At 43.8% G+C, this 18366-nt stretch carries 17 protein-coding genes; 4 read left to right on the top strand and 13 right to left on the bottom strand.

Annotated features, from left to right (window positions below):
- Window positions 1-364: 364 nt before the first annotated feature.
- The 6 genes from ispH to murJ form a co-directional block, all read right to left on the bottom strand.
- Complete coding sequence (gene ispH / locus L2W36_RS01080) at window positions 365-1321, bottom strand: 4-hydroxy-3-methylbut-2-enyl diphosphate reductase (RefSeq protein WP_081836341.1); 957 nt, start codon at window positions 1319-1321, stop codon at window positions 365-367.
- Between the two features lie 29 nt (window positions 1322-1350).
- Window positions 1351-1782 carry an FKBP-type peptidyl-prolyl cis-trans isomerase gene (gene fkpB, locus L2W36_RS01085; protein ID WP_038225509.1) on the bottom strand — a complete coding sequence of 144 codons (432 nt, stop codon included), beginning with the start codon at window positions 1780-1782 and terminating at the stop codon, window positions 1351-1353.
- 129 nt (window positions 1783-1911) lie between these two features.
- Window positions 1912-2415, bottom strand: a complete 504-nt coding sequence (gene lspA / locus L2W36_RS01090) for a signal peptidase II (RefSeq protein ID WP_236109130.1) — start codon at window positions 2413-2415, stop codon at window positions 1912-1914.
- Window positions 2416-2530: 115 nt separating this feature from the next.
- A complete protein-coding gene (ileS, locus tag L2W36_RS01095; protein ID WP_006075371.1) occupies window positions 2531-5359 on the bottom strand; it encodes an isoleucine--tRNA ligase in 2829 nt (942 codons plus the stop codon).
- 62 nt (window positions 5360-5421) lie between these two features.
- On the bottom strand, window positions 5422-6357 hold the full coding sequence (gene ribF / locus L2W36_RS01100; RefSeq protein ID WP_038225512.1) for a bifunctional riboflavin kinase/FAD synthetase: 936 nt from the start codon (window positions 6355-6357) through the stop codon (window positions 5422-5424).
- A gap of 69 nt (window positions 6358-6426) precedes the next feature.
- Window positions 6427-7989, bottom strand: a complete 1563-nt coding sequence (murJ, locus tag L2W36_RS01105; protein ID WP_038225514.1) for a murein biosynthesis integral membrane protein MurJ — start codon at window positions 7987-7989, stop codon at window positions 6427-6429.
- 258 nt (window positions 7990-8247) lie between these two features.
- On the opposite strand from murJ, the gene rpsT reads away from it, so the two are divergent.
- Window positions 8248-8508, top strand: a complete 261-nt coding sequence (gene rpsT / locus L2W36_RS01110; protein WP_031493675.1) for a 30S ribosomal protein S20 — start codon at window positions 8248-8250, stop codon at window positions 8506-8508.
- Window positions 8509-8572: 64 nt separating this feature from the next.
- Here rpsT and L2W36_RS01115 read toward each other — a convergent pair whose 3' ends face one another.
- Both L2W36_RS01115 and nhaR read right to left on the bottom strand, forming a co-directional pair.
- On the bottom strand, window positions 8573-8872 hold the full coding sequence (locus tag L2W36_RS01115) for an ArsR/SmtB family transcription factor (RefSeq protein WP_006075375.1): 300 nt from the start codon (window positions 8870-8872) through the stop codon (window positions 8573-8575).
- 177 nt (window positions 8873-9049) lie between these two features.
- Entirely contained in the window at window positions 9050-9943 is an 894-nt protein-coding gene (gene nhaR, locus L2W36_RS01120; RefSeq protein WP_006075376.1) for a transcriptional activator NhaR, read from the bottom strand.
- Between the two features lie 406 nt (window positions 9944-10349).
- Here nhaR and L2W36_RS01125 point away from each other — a divergent pair, with 406 nt between their 5' ends.
- Window positions 10350-11495 (top strand): Na/Pi symporter, encoded by a 1146-nt coding sequence (locus tag L2W36_RS01125; protein ID WP_031493676.1) that lies wholly within the window; start codon window positions 10350-10352, stop codon window positions 11493-11495.
- Window positions 11496-11556: 61 nt separating this feature from the next.
- On the opposite strand, the gene L2W36_RS01130 is transcribed toward L2W36_RS01125, so the two are convergent.
- Window positions 11557-12126 (bottom strand): Slp family lipoprotein, encoded by a 570-nt coding sequence (locus L2W36_RS01130; RefSeq protein WP_006075636.1) that lies wholly within the window; start codon window positions 12124-12126, stop codon window positions 11557-11559.
- A 245-nt stretch (window positions 12127-12371) separates the two neighbouring features.
- Here L2W36_RS01130 and L2W36_RS01135 point away from each other — a divergent pair, with 245 nt between their 5' ends.
- Window positions 12372-12695, top strand: a complete 324-nt coding sequence (locus L2W36_RS01135) for a hypothetical protein (RefSeq protein ID WP_006075637.1) — start codon at window positions 12372-12374, stop codon at window positions 12693-12695.
- 113 nt (window positions 12696-12808) lie between these two features.
- Entirely contained in the window at window positions 12809-13549 is a 741-nt protein-coding gene (locus L2W36_RS01140; protein WP_006075638.1) for an SDR family NAD(P)-dependent oxidoreductase, read from the top strand.
- 42 nt (window positions 13550-13591) lie between these two features.
- Here the strand turns inward: L2W36_RS01140 and L2W36_RS01145 are convergent, their stop codons facing one another.
- From L2W36_RS01145 to ptsP, 4 genes are read right to left on the bottom strand one after another with little or no spacing between them, the layout of a single operon-like run.
- Window positions 13592-14443 carry a thymidylate synthase gene (locus L2W36_RS01145; protein ID WP_006075639.1) on the bottom strand — a complete coding sequence of 284 codons (852 nt, stop codon included), beginning with the start codon at window positions 14441-14443 and terminating at the stop codon, window positions 13592-13594.
- Between the two features lie 11 nt (window positions 14444-14454).
- The gene (lgt, locus tag L2W36_RS01150) at window positions 14455-15270 is read right to left on the bottom strand and encodes a prolipoprotein diacylglyceryl transferase (protein ID WP_006075640.1); all 816 of its coding nucleotides are present in this window, start codon (window positions 15268-15270) and stop codon (window positions 14455-14457) included.
- Between the two features lie 33 nt (window positions 15271-15303).
- Complete coding sequence (locus tag L2W36_RS01155; RefSeq protein WP_006075641.1) at window positions 15304-16095, bottom strand: sulfite exporter TauE/SafE family protein; 792 nt, start codon at window positions 16093-16095, stop codon at window positions 15304-15306.
- Window positions 16096-16116: 21 nt separating this feature from the next.
- On the bottom strand, window positions 16117-18366 hold the full coding sequence (gene ptsP, locus L2W36_RS01160) for a phosphoenolpyruvate--protein phosphotransferase (RefSeq protein ID WP_236109131.1): 2250 nt from the start codon (window positions 18364-18366) through the stop codon (window positions 16117-16119).

An 18366-nucleotide genomic window follows, 5' to 3' on the forward strand; every position in this document is an offset into this window, starting at 1 on the left:
AGCCTTACACGCGAATGTGCAGACGTCTTAACGAAATAGCAGAAAGGAGAAAAATAACGATAAGTTATTAAAAGGAAAGGAGCCCTACCTCGAAGGTAGGTACGAAGATCGCAATTACCGACGAGTTGTTACTTTTCTCCCTTGATACTAGGAGGATGGTCGGTATTGTTCATAGTTATCTCCGAAAAAACTATCGATTCGATAGCGGCGCTAGGATACCAAAATTCGTCAATGAGTAAAGGTGATTATCGTAGTTGAAACGATTTTTTACCTTTCGTAATCTTTACGCAATGCTTTAGAAAGCCGCCATGGTAATTTCAATAATTAATAAAAAAACGCCGCATTATGATGCGGCGTTTTTTTATTAATCAACCTGCTTGATTTGCAGCTCTCTAGGGACTTCAAAGAACATGTTTTCTTCTCTGCCTAATACTTCTTCAACATCATCAGCACCCAAGTCTTTAATTTTATCAATGATCTGATTCACGAGCTCTTCAGGAGCTGAAGCGCCCGCCGTTACGCCCACTAACCCCTTACTTTCAAACCAAGACGCCTCAATCAAGTCTGGAGTATCAGTGAGATAAGCCGGTGTCCCTAGCTTTTCCGCAAGTTCTTTAAGACGAGTGGAGTTCGATGAGTTTGTTGAACCAACAACAACCATCACATCCACTGCTTGTGCTAGCTCTCGGACTGCATCTTGACGGTTTTGTGTCGCGTAGCAAATATCATCTTTGCGAGGCCCTTGAATCTCAGGGAACACTTCACGCAACTTTTCAATCACATCGGCCGTTTCATCCACAGATAAGGTCGTTTGGCTTACATAATGAAGGTTGGTTGGATCGTTTACCTTAAGTGTAAGAACATCTTCTGGTCGCTCAACAAGGTACATGCCACCTGTCTCACTAGAGTATTGCCCCATTGTGCCTTCCACTTCTGGATGACCAGCATGACCAATAAGAACAACTTCCATACTTTTACGACTGGCGCGTGCTACTTCCATATGAACTTTCGTTACCAGAGGACACGTCGCATCAAACACAGTGAGAGCACGTTGCTTAGCTTCTTTACGAACCGCTTGGGAGACGCCATGAGCAGAAAATATAACAATATTATCGTCTGGCACTTCGCTGAGCTCTTCCACGAAGATCGCACCACGCTGTTTTAGACCTTCTACCACAAATCGGTTATGAACCACTTCATGACGAACATAAATTGGCGGCTGATACATTTCTAAAGCACGCTCCACAATACTGATTGCTCTGTCTACGCCGGCGCAAAAGCCTCGTGGGTTAGCTAATTTAATTTTCATTTCATTACTCATTGATCAACCGCTTCTACTTACTCTGCTTGCTATTCTACTTCGAGAATTTCCACTTCAAATGTCACGTCTTGTCCGGCCAACGGGTGATTAAAATCAACCGTTACAGAATCACCTGCAATATCGGTAATAATACCTGGAATTTCCATACCATCAGGACCAGAGAAGGCCATTATTGTACCGACTTCCACCTCAGAGTCACCCACAAACTTCGCTCTGTCCATATGATGAATATTGTCTGGATTCGGCATACCAAAAGCGTCTTCTGCTTTCAACTCGATAGCTTTGTTCTCGTTTACTGATAAACCGATCAGGCAACTTTCAAAGTTCTCACTTAAACTTCCATCACCAATAATAAATTTAGCGGGCTTGCCCATATTATGGGTGCTATCTGCGACTGAGCCATCCTTCAATTTAATGGTAAAATGTAGAGTGACCGCACTATCTTGGGAAATTTTACTCACGTTACTGCTTCCTTTGCTCTCAAAGAGTCTTAGTATTGCTCTTTGTTATTTGTCGTTTCGTTATCGCTATTGTTATATAAAAAAGCGCCGTGCATATCAACGCACAGCGCTTAAGGTTATTGGCAATTATTACTTAGCCTCTTTGTTGCGAAAGCTATCGATGATAATCATACCGGCACCGATACAGATAGCCATATCAGCTAAATTGAAAGCTGGCCAATGGTATGTTCCCCAGTAAAAGTCTAGGTAATCAACAACAAAACCATGTACAACACGGTCAAAAACATTACCAACCGCCCCGCCAATGATCATGGCATACGCAATATTGTTCCACTTTTCTTTCGCTGGGAGTTTGCTCATCCAATAGGTTAATAGCCCCGTAACAATAAACGCAATACCAGTGAACAGCCAACGTTGCCATCCCGCTTGTTCGCTTAGAAAGCTAAACGCAGCGCCATAGTTGTGAACGTACAGTAAATTGAAAAATGGCAGGATTTCAATGCGATTTGCCCAGCCATATCCCATGTTGTCCATAACAACCAGCTTGATGCTAATGTCGGCAATAAAAATGACAATGGCTAACCAAAGCCAGCGCATACCCGATTGCTTAAAGGTAATTGTTGTTTCGCTCATTCCAATCCTTAAATTGTCATGCTTAAACAAGCATAAGAAAAGTACTAGCTAAAAATAGCCCCAGTAAAAACTGGGGCTGTCATATTAGTTAAAAGTTCCGTTGACTTACTGTCAATTAAGCAAACTTACGAACTTCACCTTCACCTGCGATGTTCGAAACACAGCGACCACAAATCTTCTCGTGACCTTCGATCGTGCCTACATCTGGAGTGTGGTGCCAACAACGGTCACATTTCTCGTTTTCCGTTGCCTTAACTTCAACAAACAGACCTTCAACTTCCGTCTCTTTCGCAGCGTCAGTTTTCTCTGATAGCGGCTTAACTGTTGCTGCTGAAGTAAGAAGCACAAAACGAAGCTCATCTTCAAGCTTGTTGATGGTTGCCGTCAGCGTATCGTCTGCATATAGAGTGACTTCTGCTTGCAGTGCACCACCGATGATCTTTTCTGCACGTGCAGATTCAAGTTGCTTGTTCACCGCGTTACGAACTGACTGGATTTCAGTCCAGAATTCGTTGCTTAGCTCTTCGCCTTCAGCAAGGCCAAATAGGCCATCGAACCACTCACCTGCAAACACAAACTTGTCACGTTGACCCGGCATTTCATTCCAGATTTCGTCTGCTGTGAACGACATGATTGGCGCCATCCAACGAACCAGTGCTTCTACGATGTAGTAAAGAGCAGTTTGACAGCTACGCTGTGCGTGACCACCAAGTTTCGCTGTATATTGACGGTCTTTGATCACGTCAAGATAGAAAGAGCCCATCTCGATAGAGCAGAACTGCATTAAACGCTGTGTTACGGCGTGCGTGTTGTACTCACCGTAAGCTTTCACAATCTCTTCTTGTGCAGCTAGCGCACGACCAACCGCCCAACGGTCAAGTGCTACCATTTCATCAGCAGGAACAAGATCCGTTTCTGGGTTGAAGCCATTTAGGTTCGCTAGGAAGAAACGGGCTGTGTTACGAATACGACGATAAGCATCAGCAGAACGCTTAAGGATTTCATCAGAAACCGCCACTTCACCAGTGTAGTCTGTTGAAGCTACCCACAGACGAAGGATATCCGCACCCAGTTTGTTGGTAACATCTTTTGGAGCTACAACGTTGCCGATAGATTTCGACATCTTACGGCCGTGACCATCAACCACAAAGCCATGAGTCAGCACTTGCTTGTATGGTGCTTCGTCTTTCATCGCAATAGACGTAATTAGCGACGATTGGAACCAACCACGGTGTTGGTCAGAACCTTCTAGATATAGGTCAGCACTATTGCCGTTATATTCTTCACGTGCATCCACAACAGAGTAGTGTGTCACACCTGAGTCGAACCATACGTCTAGTGTATCAAGCACTTTCTCGTAGTTGTCGGCTTCATCACCTAATAGTTCAGCAGGCTCAACATCCCACCAAGCTTGAATGCCTTTTTGTTCAACAAGCTGAGCTACTTTTTCGATAAGCTCTAGCGAATTCGGATGAAGCTCAGCAGTTTCTTTGTGAACAAACAAAGCAATTGGCACACCCCATGTACGCTGACGAGAGATACACCACTCAGGGCGACCTTCAATCATACCTTCGATACGGCTTTGGCCCCACTCAGGCATCCACTCAACACCTTTAATTGACTCTAGTGCTTTAGCACGAAGGCCAGCTTGGTCCATTGATACGAACCATTGTGGTGTTGCTCGGAAGATGATTGGCGTTTTATGACGCCAGCAGTGTGGGTAGCTGTGCTCGTAAGCATGGTGATGCAGTAGCGCACCTTTTTCTTTAAGTACTTCTACCACAGCGTCGTTAGCTTTAAATACATGCTGACCAGCAAATAGCTCAGTGTCAGGTAGATAAACACCGTTAGAACCTACAGGGTTCGCAACTTCTAGACCATATTTTTGGCCTACTGCAAAGTCTTCTTGGCCGTGGCCAGGTGCTGTATGCACCACACCAGTACCAGAATCGGTAGTTACGTGATCACCAAGAATAGCTGGTACTGTAAAGTCATAGAATGGGTGGTTGAACTGAGATAACTCAAGATCTGCACCTTTCGCAAAACCTAGATTATGGAAGTGCTCGATACCAGCACGATCCATCACATCTTTTGCTAACTCAGACGCAACGATAATACGCTCTGGGTTGTCGCCTTCTGTTTGAATCAATACGTACTCTAAGTCATCACGTAGACAGACTGCTCGGTTTGCTGGCAGAGTCCAAGGTGTTGTTGTCCAGATGATGATTGAAATATCACCTTGACCTTCATGACCTTCATTCAATGAGAATTTAGAGATAAGCGCGCTTTCATCAGCCGCTTTAAAACGTACATCAATAGAAGGAGAAACTTTATCTTTATATTCTACTTCTGCTTCTGCTAGTGCACTGCCACAATCTGTACACCAGTGAACAGGCTTGAAGCCTTTCAATAGGTGACCTTTATCAGCAATTTTGCCAAGCGCACGAATAATGTTCGCTTCAGTATCAAAGTCCATTGTGCGATAAGGCTTATCCCACTCACCAAGAATACCTAGACGTTTGAAGCTCTCTTTTTGACCTTCAACTTGGCCTTCCGCATAAGTGCGACATTTTTCGCGGAATTCAGCAGCCGTTACCTTCTGACCTGGTTTGCCTACTTTCTTTTCTACCATTAATTCAATTGGTAGACCGTGGCAATCCCAACCAGGAATATAAGGGGCGTCAAAACCTGAAAGTGTTTTGGATTTAATAATAATGTCTTTAAGAATCTTATTTAGTGCGTGACCAATGTGAATGTCACCGTTCGCGTATGGAGGTCCATCGTGCAGCACGAAGGATTTTTTGCCTTTCTTAGCTTTACGGATCTCACCGTAAAGATCTTCTTTATACCAACGCTTAAGCATTTCTGGCTCACGATTTGCCAGATTGCCGCGCATAGGAAACCCTGTTTCAGGTAGGTTCAGGGTATCTTTATACTCACTCATCGATTCTTAATTCCGTTGTATTGGGCGAAAGTTAGACATTATGTTAGCGGTGGAATCTTCCGCTAACCCTTAAACTGACGTAGCCACACCCTTGCTACATCAGCATCCAATTCTATTTGCTGCTTAAGCAGCTCAAGTGACTCGAACTTTTTCTCATCACGAATTTTATGCAATAAAGCGACTTCAATTTGCTTGCCATAAAGGTTGCCTTCAAAGTCGAAAATATGCACTTCTAAATCTGGGGTAGTCCCTGCTACGGTTGGCTTTTTACCAACATTAGCAATGCCAGGTAACGGTTGACTATCAACCCCATACACCTGCACAGCGTATACACCACGAACAGGTGACACATAGCGTTTCAAAGAAATGTTAGCAGTTGGAAAACCAAAATCACGCGCCAATTTTTGACCGTGAGCCACTCTCCCAGACAGCGTATAATGACGCCCTAACATTTCTGCACTCTCATCAAGATGATCACTTGCTAGTGCTTGGCGAATCGCCGTACTGCTCACACGAGTGTCTTCTACACAGAAACTAGCGGTATTCACCACCTCAAAACCGAACTCTTCACCGGCTTTTTTGAGCATATCGAAGTTGCCTTCTCGCCCTTTGCCAAAGCGAAAATCATCGCCGATAACAAGGAACTTAACACCCAATTTATTCACCAACAAGTCTTTGATAAAAGACTCCGGTGACATGCTGGCAAAGCGGCGGTTAAAGTTAACGCACAACAAACGATCCAAGTGCATTGCTTCAAGCAATTCAAACTTGTCACGAAGACGAGTCAGTCTAGCCGGCGCTTTATCCTTAGCAAACAATTCCATCGGTTGCGGTTCAAAAGTCATTACTACAGCAGGCAAACCCAAAAGCAATGCTTTCTTCTTCACCTGTTCGAGTACACGTTGGTGCCCCAAATGCACACCATCGAAGTTTCCGATGGTTAACACACAGCCATGGTGCTGACTTTTTAGGTTATGTATGCCTCGAATGAGTTCCATGAAACGACTAAACCACCTGCTTAATGAAATAATACTAGTGTGAAACCGACGGATTATAACCAATCATTGTTAATCTGTCGCTGCTTTTAGATCTCGAGCTCGAACACCAAGAACAAATAGGCTAACTAGATAACTCACAGCGCCGATCAAAATCAATCCGATCAAGGTATACACACGCTCTGTTAAGCCCCAAGTCAACCATTGCTGCATATCTTGTAGCTGCCAACGAAGCACTAGCACCATAACAACGGCTGCCATCACTAAACGTGCCACAAAACCGATAGTCTGGCGACTAATCTGGTAAACACATTGTAGGTGTAGCCCTCGGTATAACAACGCCATATTGATAAATGCCGACAACGCGGTTGCCATCGCCAGTCCAACATAACCATAGAAGTAAGCAAAAATAGCATTGAAGACCATATTAGACACCATGGCTACAATGCCATACTTCACTGGTGTTTTGGTATCCTGACGCGAGTAGTAACCCGGGGCCAGCACCTTAATCAACATAAAGTTAAGCAGGCCAGATGCGTAAGCTAGCAGTGACAATGACGCTTGATGAACGTCGTGAGGGGTAAACTCTCCACGCATAAATAGGACCATCAGCATCGGCTTGGCTAACACCATCAGCCCCAACATGGCAGGAAGACCTAATAGGATAACCATTCGAACTCCCCAATCCATCGTACTAGCAAATCCTTCACTATGCGCGTCCACGTGTTTGCGTGACAGCGCAGGAAGAATAACCGTCGCGATGGCAATTCCAAACAAGCCTAGAGGGAACTCAAGTAGTCTATCGGAGTAGTAAAGCCAACTAATCGAGCCCGTGGCAAGAAAACTAGCAATAAAGGTGTCAAAAAGCAGGTTAATTTGGCTAACCGACACACCGAATAAGGCTGGAATCATCAAGGTTCTGATTTTCACTACGCCAGGATCGCGCCAGCCCCACTTAGGTTTTACCAATACGCCCTCTTTTATTAAGAAAGGCAATTGAAAGGCAAACTGGACAAAACCACCTAAGAATACACCAAGAGCTAAGCCAATTTCCGGCTGGGCAAGGTTTGGAGATATAAACCACGCACAGAGGATAATCATGACGTTTAGAAAAACGGGGGTAAAAGAAGAAACAGCAAACTTACCTAAAGTATTGAGAATAGCCCCAGATAACGCCACAAAGGTGATGAACCATAAGTAAGGGAAGGTAATCTTAAGCATCAAGCTGGCAAGCTCAAACTTAGGTGCAGCAGGCCCATCATTCAGCCAATCTAAGAACCAACCGAAACCAAATAGTGCAGTGACAACACTTGACCCTATCACACCTAATAACGTCACTATTGTCACAATGACGCCTAAGGTACCTGACGCTTTCGCTATTAAATCACGAGTTTTATCTTTATCTCCAGATGCGTGGTACTCCGTTAACACCGGAACAAATGCTTGAGAAAAAGCGCCTTCAGCAAACAGGCGACGTAAAAAGTTAGGAATCTTATTCGCAAAGAAGAAAACATCTGCGCTTGCACCTGCCCCCATAAGGTTGGCAACTACAACGTCTCGTACCAGTCCCAATACACGAGACACCAGCGTCATGGCACTAACAATCATGCCTGACTTAAGAAGGCGTTTACTCACAATAACCTCTGAATTACCTAGCCAATGCCTGCTATTTATCGGATTCAATAGCGTTTGTTATTGAAGAGAGGATTAGTATTAGCATTGGTCGAAAAATACTGTTAGAATCCCCGCCATCTTAACCGCGATAGCCCACAGATATCAAAAGTTGTTTTGTATCGTCGGGTTTTTGCACAAATCATTTGACAATTAAGCGCAAATGAGGGATATTCCTCGCCCTTAAATTGTCACCGAACTAAGTTTTTGGGAGTTAGACCCTTGGCAAACAGTAAATCTGCTAAGAAGCGCGCTATCCAAGCTGAGAAACGTCGTCAGCACAACGCTAGCCGTCGCTCTATGATGCGCACTTACATGAAGAAAACAATCGCAGCTATCGCAGCTGGCGATAAAGAAGCAGCAACTTCAGCATTTGCAGAAGTTACTCCAATCCTTGACCGCATGGCGACTAAAGGCCTTATTCATAAGAATAAAGCAGCTCGTCACAAGGCACGCTTCTCTGCTGCAATCAAAGCTCTATAATTTAGACTTTGTATTGTGTTAAAAAAACCGGCTAATGCCGGTTTTTTTGTATCTGTAAATCACACTATTCTGAGCTGCAATAAAGGCCGTGTAATAGTTCAATCAACTGACGAACTTCTTTACTACTTAATGTGTAGTAGACCGTTTGCGCTTCTTTTCTCGTCGACACTAAGCCATCTCGACGCAGCCAGGCCAAATGCTGTGACAATGCTGACTGACTGAGTTCTAATCGAGTACACAATTCCCCTACTGATAACTCTGTATTGTGGAGCATGCACAGAATTTGCAGGCGTCTCTCATTAGCCATCGCCTTAAGGAGAACTACCGCTTGTGATGCGTTTTTTTCCATCTCCTGCAAGTTCATACTTTACCTCTATATTTTATCCGTCTTTATTTACTTCTTTATCACTTAGACACTAACCATCTTTCTCGTAATAAATCCATAAATCTCATCACATTTTACATGGATAAAAATGTTGTTAGTAGCGCTTTGTTTAAAATAGTGTATTTCTCTTTACCAATTTGTTACCTAACACGAATCTTAGAACGCTAACAAATCGGTGAAATCTGCCTCACAAACACTCTTTACCGCCGGATGTTGAATCATTCGCTCAGCAAAAATAACGTAATATTCTTCTTTCAGATCTTCAATATCGCCGATCAGTTGAAGGTGGCGTTTGTCTCTCATCTCTGACATGTAAATACTTGGAGCAAGAAAAATGACATCCTCTTTATACATTGAGAAGGCTTTCATCAATGCGACATCATCAAATTCACCAAGAATATTCGGTTGAATACCCTGTTGATCAAACCACTGCAGTACTTTACGTCCCATCGAGGTACGACTACCGGGTATCAGCAAACGTCTTTGTTCAAGAATCTCAGGGAAACTCACATTATCGATATAGCCCGACGTAAAGAAACTCATGCGGCTTTCACCTAACTTCTTACTAAACAAACCAGGACTTTGACTTGAATCCACAGGACAGTCCGATAGGATCATATCCAATTTATGCTGAGCCAATTGTTCCAGCAACATTTCGTGAGTGGATTCAAAACAGCGTAGATGAATACTGTTGTCTGGCGGGATAGTGGTCATCAATATTTTACTGACCAGACGTTTAGAAAGAGCATCGGCCACACCAACATCGAACAGTACATTCGAACGCTGGCTATAGTTTACGATATCCAACATTTCATAGCTTAAACCAAACATGCGGTCAGCATACTTATATACCAACTGCCCTAACTCAGTTGGCTCAACGCTACGTCCATTTCGCTTAGTGAGCTTACCGTCCATTCTCTCTTCTAATGCTTTAATCTGCCCTGTTACTGTTTGAGGCGTTAAAAATAACGCATCGGCAGCTTTCGTAACTGAACCCTGTTTGCAGACCATCCAGAAATAATAGAGGTGATTATAGTTAAGGTGTGACATGCGATATCGCCTAAAATGAGTGTGTTTCATTTATAGCAAAATCTGCCTCAAGCGACAATATTCGATAAAACTTACGTTACAATTAAAATTCGATGATTTTTCCGAAAATTACATTGTCACATTAGCCACCTCACTGTCATATAAGCATCATAATACTCGCTCTAAATCGAATTTATTCATTGATGACGGCAAATTAATCTCTTTTTCTCCCAAAGAAAACAGTCTTAAAAAATCAATAACTTACACAAACAAAAAATACCAACAAATACAAAAACCAAGCAAACATCGCAGTTAATTAACACAGAAATAGAAACGTCATATTTCTGTAATATTTGAGATCTAATATCGCCTCAGATTCAACAACAGGCCAACTTACGAATTACACGGCCAAATGGAGAAAACTATGATGAACCAAGCAACAACAGCTGCGACTCCAATGTCGAATACGACGCGTTGGTTACGCTGGGCTAACTTGGCGTTCATGCTTTATTTATTGCTACTTGCTGTTTCAATGGTGGGTAGTGGCTTTAAAATGGCAACAGGTGAACATGCAAAAGTACTATTTGAATTTGCCTCACACCCTGTAGCTGGGTTAATGATTGGTCTAGTTGCTACTGCACTAATTCAGTCTTCTAGTACCGTCACTTCGATTATTGTTGGTTTGGTTGCTGGTGGTTTACCTGTAACGACAGCAATCCCTATGATCATGGGTGCAAACATTGGTACTACGGTTACCAATACACTAGTAAGTTTGGGTCACGTTCGTTGTAACACTGAGTTTAAACGTGCCTTTGCAAGTGCAACGATCCATGACTTCTTTAACCTGCTAGCCGTTGCTATCTTCCTTCCATTGGAGATGATGTTTGGCATTCTAGACAAAATCTCTAGCTGGCTTGTATCACCAATGCTAGCAACAGGTGACATGAGCATGAAAGGCCTGAACTTCATCAAGCCAATCACCAAGCCTGTAGTAAGTGCGATTCAGGAGCCATTAAGCTCATTTGGCAGCGTAACAGGTGGCGTACTACTGATTGTTCTTGGTATTGCAACTATCTTCGTGGCGATTACTGTTATGGGTAAGCTAATGAAGAGCTTGATGGTTGGCCGTGCACGTGAAATTTTGAAAAACGCTATTGGTCGTGGTCCGCTACATGGTATCGCATCAGGCTCTATCGTTACGATTCTTGTGCAATCTTCATCAACAACGACCAGCTTAATGGTGCCTCTCGTTGGCTCAGGTGCGCTGAAAGTTCGTGATGTTTACCCATTTACACTAGGTGCTAATATCGGTACGTGTATCACTGGCTTATTAGCAGCGACAGCAGTTTCTGGAGAATACGCAGTATTCGCATTGCAAATCGCGCTGGTGCACCTGGTATTTAATATCATGGCAACCGTCTTTATCTTCGGTATTCCATTCTTGAGAGAACTGCCAGTGAAAGGTGCAGACTATATCTCGGACATGGCTATCAAGAACAAAGCCGTCGTCGCTGGTTACCTCGCTTCTATCTTTGTTGTTATTCCAGGCACTATTCTAGCGCTAACAGCATAGACAGACGCTAAGCTCTACTAAAAAAAAAGGCCCAGCTACATTTAGCTGGGCCTTTTACTATCTAGAAATCACCGTAGTCATAATCAAAGTCATCATAGTGCTCGATCAAATCGGCGTCATCGATATCATCCCAGTAATAATAGCTGTCGTAATAGTAGTTATAATATGGGTCACCAACATAATAAGTTTTAATGCGTTTATCTTCAGTCCAAAGATAGTAGTTTGAAGCTTTTAATACCGGAACCTTAAGCTCCTGTTGCCCAACCGTAATTGAAGTCATGCCTTCTATAACACCAACAAATGTCATTGATTTACCTTGAGTAAACACCTCAGGGTCTAAGAACCTATCGACATTGACGACAAATCGTTGACTGCCCTGTTGAGTATCATCAGGACGACCTTTTGAGTCCAATGCAAATTGACTAATTTGTAGCTCACTGGTGTTAGGGGTTAAATTGGTCAAATTTGCAATCACTCCACCCCATCTAGCTGGCTGGCCGACATACGGTGTCGCCTCTTTTACCGCTTGATTAAACTCAATCAATAACTTCTCATCAGCAACTTTGATTTCGTTGGGCGCACCGCTGCATCCTATTAATATAAGACTCAACGCCATCCCTAGTAATCGCATGTTCCGTCTCCACAGGTTCTTTTAGCTCAAGTATGAGTGACTTATTTACTATCTCGCAAGTACCTTATAACTCCTTTTCTGGATTTATTAACGATACTATCAGTGAGGAAAATCCGTTCCCTTCTGTTAATTACTCTCAACAATAAACACACTCTAAACTAACCAAGGTTTGACGAGATGTTACTTATAATAACCAGTTCAATCACTTAGGCTAATAGGCAAACTCATCAATCGAGAAATAAACCATGAAACTCAAGTTCTTTGCCCTAGCTCTAATATTATCTTCACCGAGTTATGCCTATTACTGTGACCAAACCGCTGAAGGCGCTATTGATGGTGCAGTCGACGGGGCGATTACTGGCGCAGTCGTTGGCGGTATTGTAGATGGTGGTTCCGGCGCTGCTGCTGGAGCAGCTATTGGTGGCGGTGCTGGCGCAGTGGCGGGAACCATCGACGGTGCATACGATGAAGGAGCCTGTGAAGTGGCGACGGATGTCGTTGTAGAAGAAGAGATTATTGAAGAAGAAATCGTTGAAGAAGAAATTATCGAGGATGCCTATTACGACTAAGCATTACCATTGACAGCATAACGTATGGGACAGAGTAACATTCCCCTTGTTACTCCCCTTTTGATAGCCCCATCGATAGACTGGCCTAAATGTAGTCAACAAAAAGGTCAATCATGCAGAAAATTGCCTTAGTCACCGGTGCATATCAGGGTATCGGCTTAGCCACCTCTGAGTTATTAATGGAACAAGGCTTTCATGTCATCATGGCCGACATTCAATCCTGCTCAGCATTAGTTAATGATTTTCGCCAGAAAGGCTATACCGCCTCCCATCTTAAATTGGACCTTGCCATGTCATCGGTCTTTCCTGCGGTTGCTAATAAGATAGAAGAGCAGTTTGGTCGTCTTGATGTACTCGTTAATAATGCAGCTATCTTAGTCGATCTTGGTAGACATCCTTCTCTTATAGATGAGGATACCTACCGCCGAGTGATTGAGGTCAACCAGATTGGCCCTTTCTTACTGACTCGTGCTCTAACACCACTCCTCAAAAAGTCTTCTCAAGCCAGAATAGTCAATGTCTCCAGTCAAGCAGGTCAACTTGCTCAACTTTCTGACATGGCCTCGCCGATTAAAGACGATGTATGCGCAGCCTATCAATCCTCGAAGATTGGTGTAAATGCCAACACAGTATTGTTTGCAAAAGAGCTAGAGCCATTTGGAATTAAAGTAAATTCTTACTGTCCTGGATGGGTTGATTCAGGAATGAATTTGGATGAGCTGCCTGATTATGGTGAACATATTCGATTAAAGTCCCCTAAAGAAGGTGCAGATACAGCCATTTGGTTAGCAACGCTAGATGCCGATGGACCAACAGCGGGATTCTTTAGTGAAAGAGAGAAAATTAACTGGTAGCTCTCGTTAAAAAATAAGGCCGAGCAATACTCGGCCTTATTCTCAGACAGAAAATGGATAGCGAATAGGCTCGTGGCACTCGTAACCTTCTACTTCAAAGTCATCAAGCGTCACCCAGGTTTCTAAATCTTCAAGCGTCTTAATCTTTGGGTTGATACGGAACGTCGGAGCCGCCAGCGGTTCACGTTTTAGCTGAACATCTCGCATCAACTCCAATTGGTCTTCATAAATATGCGCATTAACGATCTTATGAAATGCTTGTCCCGGTTTTTTACCGGTAATCTGAGCCATAATCGCTAAGAACACATAGACTTGAACCATATTGAAGTTTAAACCAAGCGGTACGTCACACGAACGTTGCGTACTGTTCAAATACAGCGTATCACCTAATAGCGAAAAGTGATGACTGTACATGCATGGGCGCAAACACCCCATATGAAACTCGCCTGGGTTGTAGAAGTTTAAGATCTCACCACGATCATCGATCCCTTTGCTTAAGTCATCCACAATCTTACGAAGTTGATCTATATGACCACCATCTGGCTTAGCCCATGCACGGCCCTGCACACCATAGACACGGCCCATATCATCTTCACCTTTACGGTAAGGATTGTTCAGCCACGCTTCATTTAAGTTCGCGTTAGCATCCCATGTTTTGGTTCCTAACTTGCGAAAGTCTTCCGCGTTATCGTAGCCACGAATATATCCCAATAGCTCAGCTACGGCTGCTTTCCAAAAGCTCTTTCTTGTAGTAACTAGAGGAAATGCGTTGTTGGCGACATCATAGGTCAGATCTGCGTTGATTACGGTTAAACAACGTTTACCCGTACGCTCATTTTCAATCCAAACACCTTCGTCAACGATTCGCTGACATAAGTCTAAATACTGCTTCACGACAATTCCTATTACTTTGATACTTTTTGTAGTTTCGGTCCGTTGACTTTGTATGCCCATGCAATCATTAGTGCACCAAGGATAATCATTGGTGAAGACAAGATTTGGCCCATAGAAATAAAGCCACCAAACAGTCCTAATTGTGCATCCGGTTCACGTACGAACTCGACCAAGAATCTAAATGTACCATAACCCAGAAGGAATAAACCTGACACAGCCCCTTCTGGGCGAGGTTTCTTGATAAACCAATTCAAAATTAGGAACAGTACAACACCCTCTAAGGCAAATTCGTACAGTTGAGACGGGTGACGTGGAAAAGGTCCACCATTAGGGAAGATGATCGCCCATGGCACATCAGTCACTCGTCCCCAAAGCTCACTGTTCATAAAGTTACCTAGACGCCCCATACCTAGACCAAAAGGAACAAGAGGCGCGATGAAGTCTGCGACATTAAAAAACGTGCGTCCGTTCTTTCTGCCATACCAGAACATAGCGGTAATAACGCCTAACAAGCCACCATGGAACGACATACCACCGGTCCATACTTTGAACAAGTAGAGCGGGTCACGTAGCAGTTCATCAAAACCATAAAATAGGACGTATCCTATGCGGCCACCTAGCACCACCCCTAAGAAACCTGCAAACAACAGATCTGATACTTGCTCGCGCGTCCATCCTGAGTTTGGCTTGTCGGCTCTACGATTAGCTAACCACATCGCGAATGCAAAGCCGACAAGATACATCAAGCCGTACCAACGAATAGAAATGGGACCTAATTCAACAAGAACTGGGTCGATATTAGGAAACTGGATATATCCCTGAGACATAAAACGCTCACTTATCAGGTTTGAGTATTGAGATTAAAACATCATTGAAAATGCAACGAATAATAAGAAGACTGCAAAAATCTTCTTTAGTTTCGGTGTTGGCATAGTTGTCGCCAATTTTGCACCAAATTTCGTTGTTAACATTGAGGTAGCAGCAATGGACAGTAAAGCCGGCAAGTAGACATAGCCGATACTGTATTCCGGTAGCCCTTGTACTTTAGCGCCATGCATAATAAAGCCAATCATACCTGCGATCGCGATCACGCAACCACATACTGACGAAGAGCCTACCGCTTTTCTCATCTCAACGCCATGTTTACTAAGAAAAGGAACCGACATTGATCCCCCACCAATCCCCGCTAAGCTCGATACCATACCGATTCCCGCGCCACAACATGTTGTGATAAAAGGACTAGGGAGATTACGCGTCACTTGCGATTTGATAGACAAAAACATCTGAATTGCTAGAAGCAGTACAATGACAGCAAACACCTTCGGTAGATAGTGAGAAGGAATCCACTCTGCGACATTGGAGCCCGCAAATCCGCCAATCACCACGCCGGGCATAAGCCATTTAATAACAAACAAATCAACGTTACCCAGTTTAAGATGGTTAACTGCCGAAGAGCCTGATGTAATAATGATAGAGGCTAAGGAAGTCGCCAGTGCAATATGCATAACCATATCACTCGCGATACCAAATTTAGGTAGGATGAAAGCCAGCGCTGGGACAACAATAAGTCCCCCACCAATGCCGAGCAACCCGGACATAGTGCCGACTACTGCGCCAAGACACAGTAGTAATAAGATCAGTTCGTAGTTCACATGTATTCCAAAAGGGTTGGTTTAAGACTTACCGGCACGGATGAAGCCAGCTAGTCCTTTATCCTCAAAGTAATCACGCATTTGATTATAAATGGTTTCACCATACGGTTGCATCAATGCTTTGTCAGCAAGTAATTTAAGCTCCTGCTGTGAGGTTTGTCTGAGTAAGTACTTCACTTTCGCGACGTTCGACGTGTTCATACTTAAAGTATCGTAACCAAGCCCCACCAGCAGCAATGCACCAATAGGGTCACCCGCCAGCTCACCACAAATGCAAACAGGAAGATGATACGACTGACAAGTTTCAAAAATATGTTTCATTGCCGCCAATACGGAAGGATGCAGGGTTTCGTAAATATCGGCCACCTGAGCGTTGTTGCGGTCAACAGCCAATAAATATTGCGTTAAGTCGTTCGTTCCAACCGATACAAAATCCACCTTCTGTGCCATAAATGGTAAGAGATACAGCATAGAAGGTACTTCGATCATAACGCCAATTTCCGGGCGTTTTACCTTCGGATGTTCTGCGGATACTTCTTGATAAGCTTGCTCAATAAGCGCCGTCGCTCCGTCAAGTTCTTGTACCGACGACACCATAGGCAAAAGAATGCTTAAGTTATCTAATCCCTCGCTCGCACGAAGCATAGCGCGCAACTGAATCAAGAAAATATCAGGATGATCGAGAGTAAAGCGGATACCGCGCCAACCTAAGAAAGGATTGTCTTCATCAATAGGTAGATAAGGCAAAGGCTTGTCGCCGCCGATATCAAGCGTACGCATCACAACACGCTTCGTCGGATAAGCACCGAGCACCGAACGATACTGATGCACCTGTTCTTCTTCCGAAGGGAACTGCTGCTGAAGCAAGAAGGAAATTTCGGTTCGATATAACCCCACACCATCGACATTCCTATTCAAAGAAATACTAGTATCAGCGCTAAGGCCAGCATTCAGCATAATTTGGATGCGTTTACCATCATTTGTACTTGCTTCAAGATCAACGGTTTGTTCAACCATTCGAGACAACTCAGTCTCTTCTGTCACTAACTCTTGGTATTCAAGTAGTAATTCATTACTAGGATCAGGGAAAATCTCACCGCTATACCCATCAACAATACCAACCTTGCCACTTAGGAGCTCAGGGTTAGTGTTCACTCCCATAACGGCAGGAATTCCCATCGCCCGGGATAAGATAGCCGCATGAGAGTTCGCCGCCCCCTCAAGAGACACCACAGCTAGTAGCTGTTCCTTGGGTACTGAAGCGAGAATGGACGCAGTAAGTTCACGCACAACAAGAATAACAGGCTCGTTGAACTCATGAATAGGCTGCTCAGTATTGTGCAAGAAAAACAGCAAACGTTGGCCAAGTTCTTTGACATCTTGAGCACGCTCGCGCATGTATACATCAGACATCTTGGCAAAACGGTTCGCATAACTTTCTACTACTTGGCGCAAAGCCCAGTCTGCTCGATCGCCTTTTTGTATCTGCGCTTTTAAATCATTGCGCAGCATAGGATCATTTAGTAAGTGAGTGAACAGATCAAATATTGCTAGTGCATCTTTATTTAATTCAAGATCCAACTTCTTACGCATGCGCTTAAAGTCAGCCAATGCATTTTCGATGGCGACCGATAACGTTTCGTGTTCACGCGCAATATCCAACGCGGAAGCTGGAAATACATTGCTTAAGTCAGGTTGAGTGTTGTCCCACCAGATTGGGCCAATAGCTACTCCCGATGATGCCCCAATCCCTTTAATCACCGCCGTTTTATTATCGTCAAAGAAGCCATGCCCTTGTGCAGTTGCATGTGCTATCAAAACCGCTATCTGAGCTGCGAGTGTGACTAAGAAAGACTCTTCCATCTCGCTAAACTGACGCGACGTTTTTTGCTGGATAACCAAAACGCCAAGGACCTGTTTACGATGAATAATCGGTGTACCGAGGAAAGAATGGTAGATATCTTCTCCAAGTTCTGGGAAGAATTTAAATGCGGGATGTTTGGCAGCTTCTGCCAAGTTAATCGGTTCGGCAGTTCGTTTTACGAGGCCGACTAGACCTTCGTTAAAATCGATATGGATAGTGTCGCCCTTGAAGGTCAGGCCCTGTGTAGCCATTAACTCCAAACGCTGTTTATCGTTATTTGCCAAATAAATTGTGCAGCATTCAGTATGCATAGCTGCACAAGTTTGTTGAACAAGAATTTCGAGGGCGGCGTGCACATCTTCAACCTTTGAAACGTGCTCAACTATATCCCTTAGTTGCGATAGCAT

This window comes from Vibrio sp. McD22-P3, assembly GCF_021568915.1.
Taxonomy (GTDB): Bacteria; Pseudomonadota; Gammaproteobacteria; order Enterobacterales; family Vibrionaceae; genus Vibrio; species Vibrio mediterranei.

Coding starts and splice junctions, on each gene's coding strand:
- ptsP (WP_236109131.1), bottom strand. CDS start 18,366: ATGCTATCGCAACTAAGGGATATAGTTGAGCACGTTTCAAAGGTTGAA.
- lspA (WP_236109130.1), bottom strand. CDS start 2,415: ATGAGCGAAACAACAATTACCTTTAAGCAATCGGGTATGCGCTGGCTT.
- nhaR (WP_006075376.1), bottom strand. CDS start 9,943: ATGTCACACCTTAACTATAATCACCTCTATTATTTCTGGATGGTCTGC.
- lgt (WP_006075640.1), bottom strand. CDS start 15,270: ATGTCTCAGGGATATATCCAGTTTCCTAATATCGACCCAGTTCTTGTT.
- L2W36_RS01115 (WP_006075375.1), bottom strand. CDS start 8,872: ATGAACTTGCAGGAGATGGAAAAAAACGCATCACAAGCGGTAGTTCTC.
- ileS (WP_006075371.1), bottom strand. CDS start 5,359: ATGAGTGAGTATAAAGATACCCTGAACCTACCTGAAACAGGGTTTCCT.
- L2W36_RS01125 (WP_031493676.1), top strand. CDS start 10,350: ATGAACCAAGCAACAACAGCTGCGACTCCAATGTCGAATACGACGCGT.
- L2W36_RS01140 (WP_006075638.1), top strand. CDS start 12,809: ATGCAGAAAATTGCCTTAGTCACCGGTGCATATCAGGGTATCGGCTTA.
- ribF (WP_038225512.1), bottom strand. CDS start 6,357: ATGGAACTCATTCGAGGCATACATAACCTAAAAAGTCAGCACCATGGC.
- ispH (WP_081836341.1), bottom strand. CDS start 1,321: ATGAGTAATGAAATGAAAATTAAATTAGCTAACCCACGAGGCTTTTGC.
- L2W36_RS01135 (WP_006075637.1), top strand. CDS start 12,372: ATGAAACTCAAGTTCTTTGCCCTAGCTCTAATATTATCTTCACCGAGT.
- L2W36_RS01130 (WP_006075636.1), bottom strand. CDS start 12,126: ATGCGATTACTAGGGATGGCGTTGAGTCTTATATTAATAGGATGCAGC.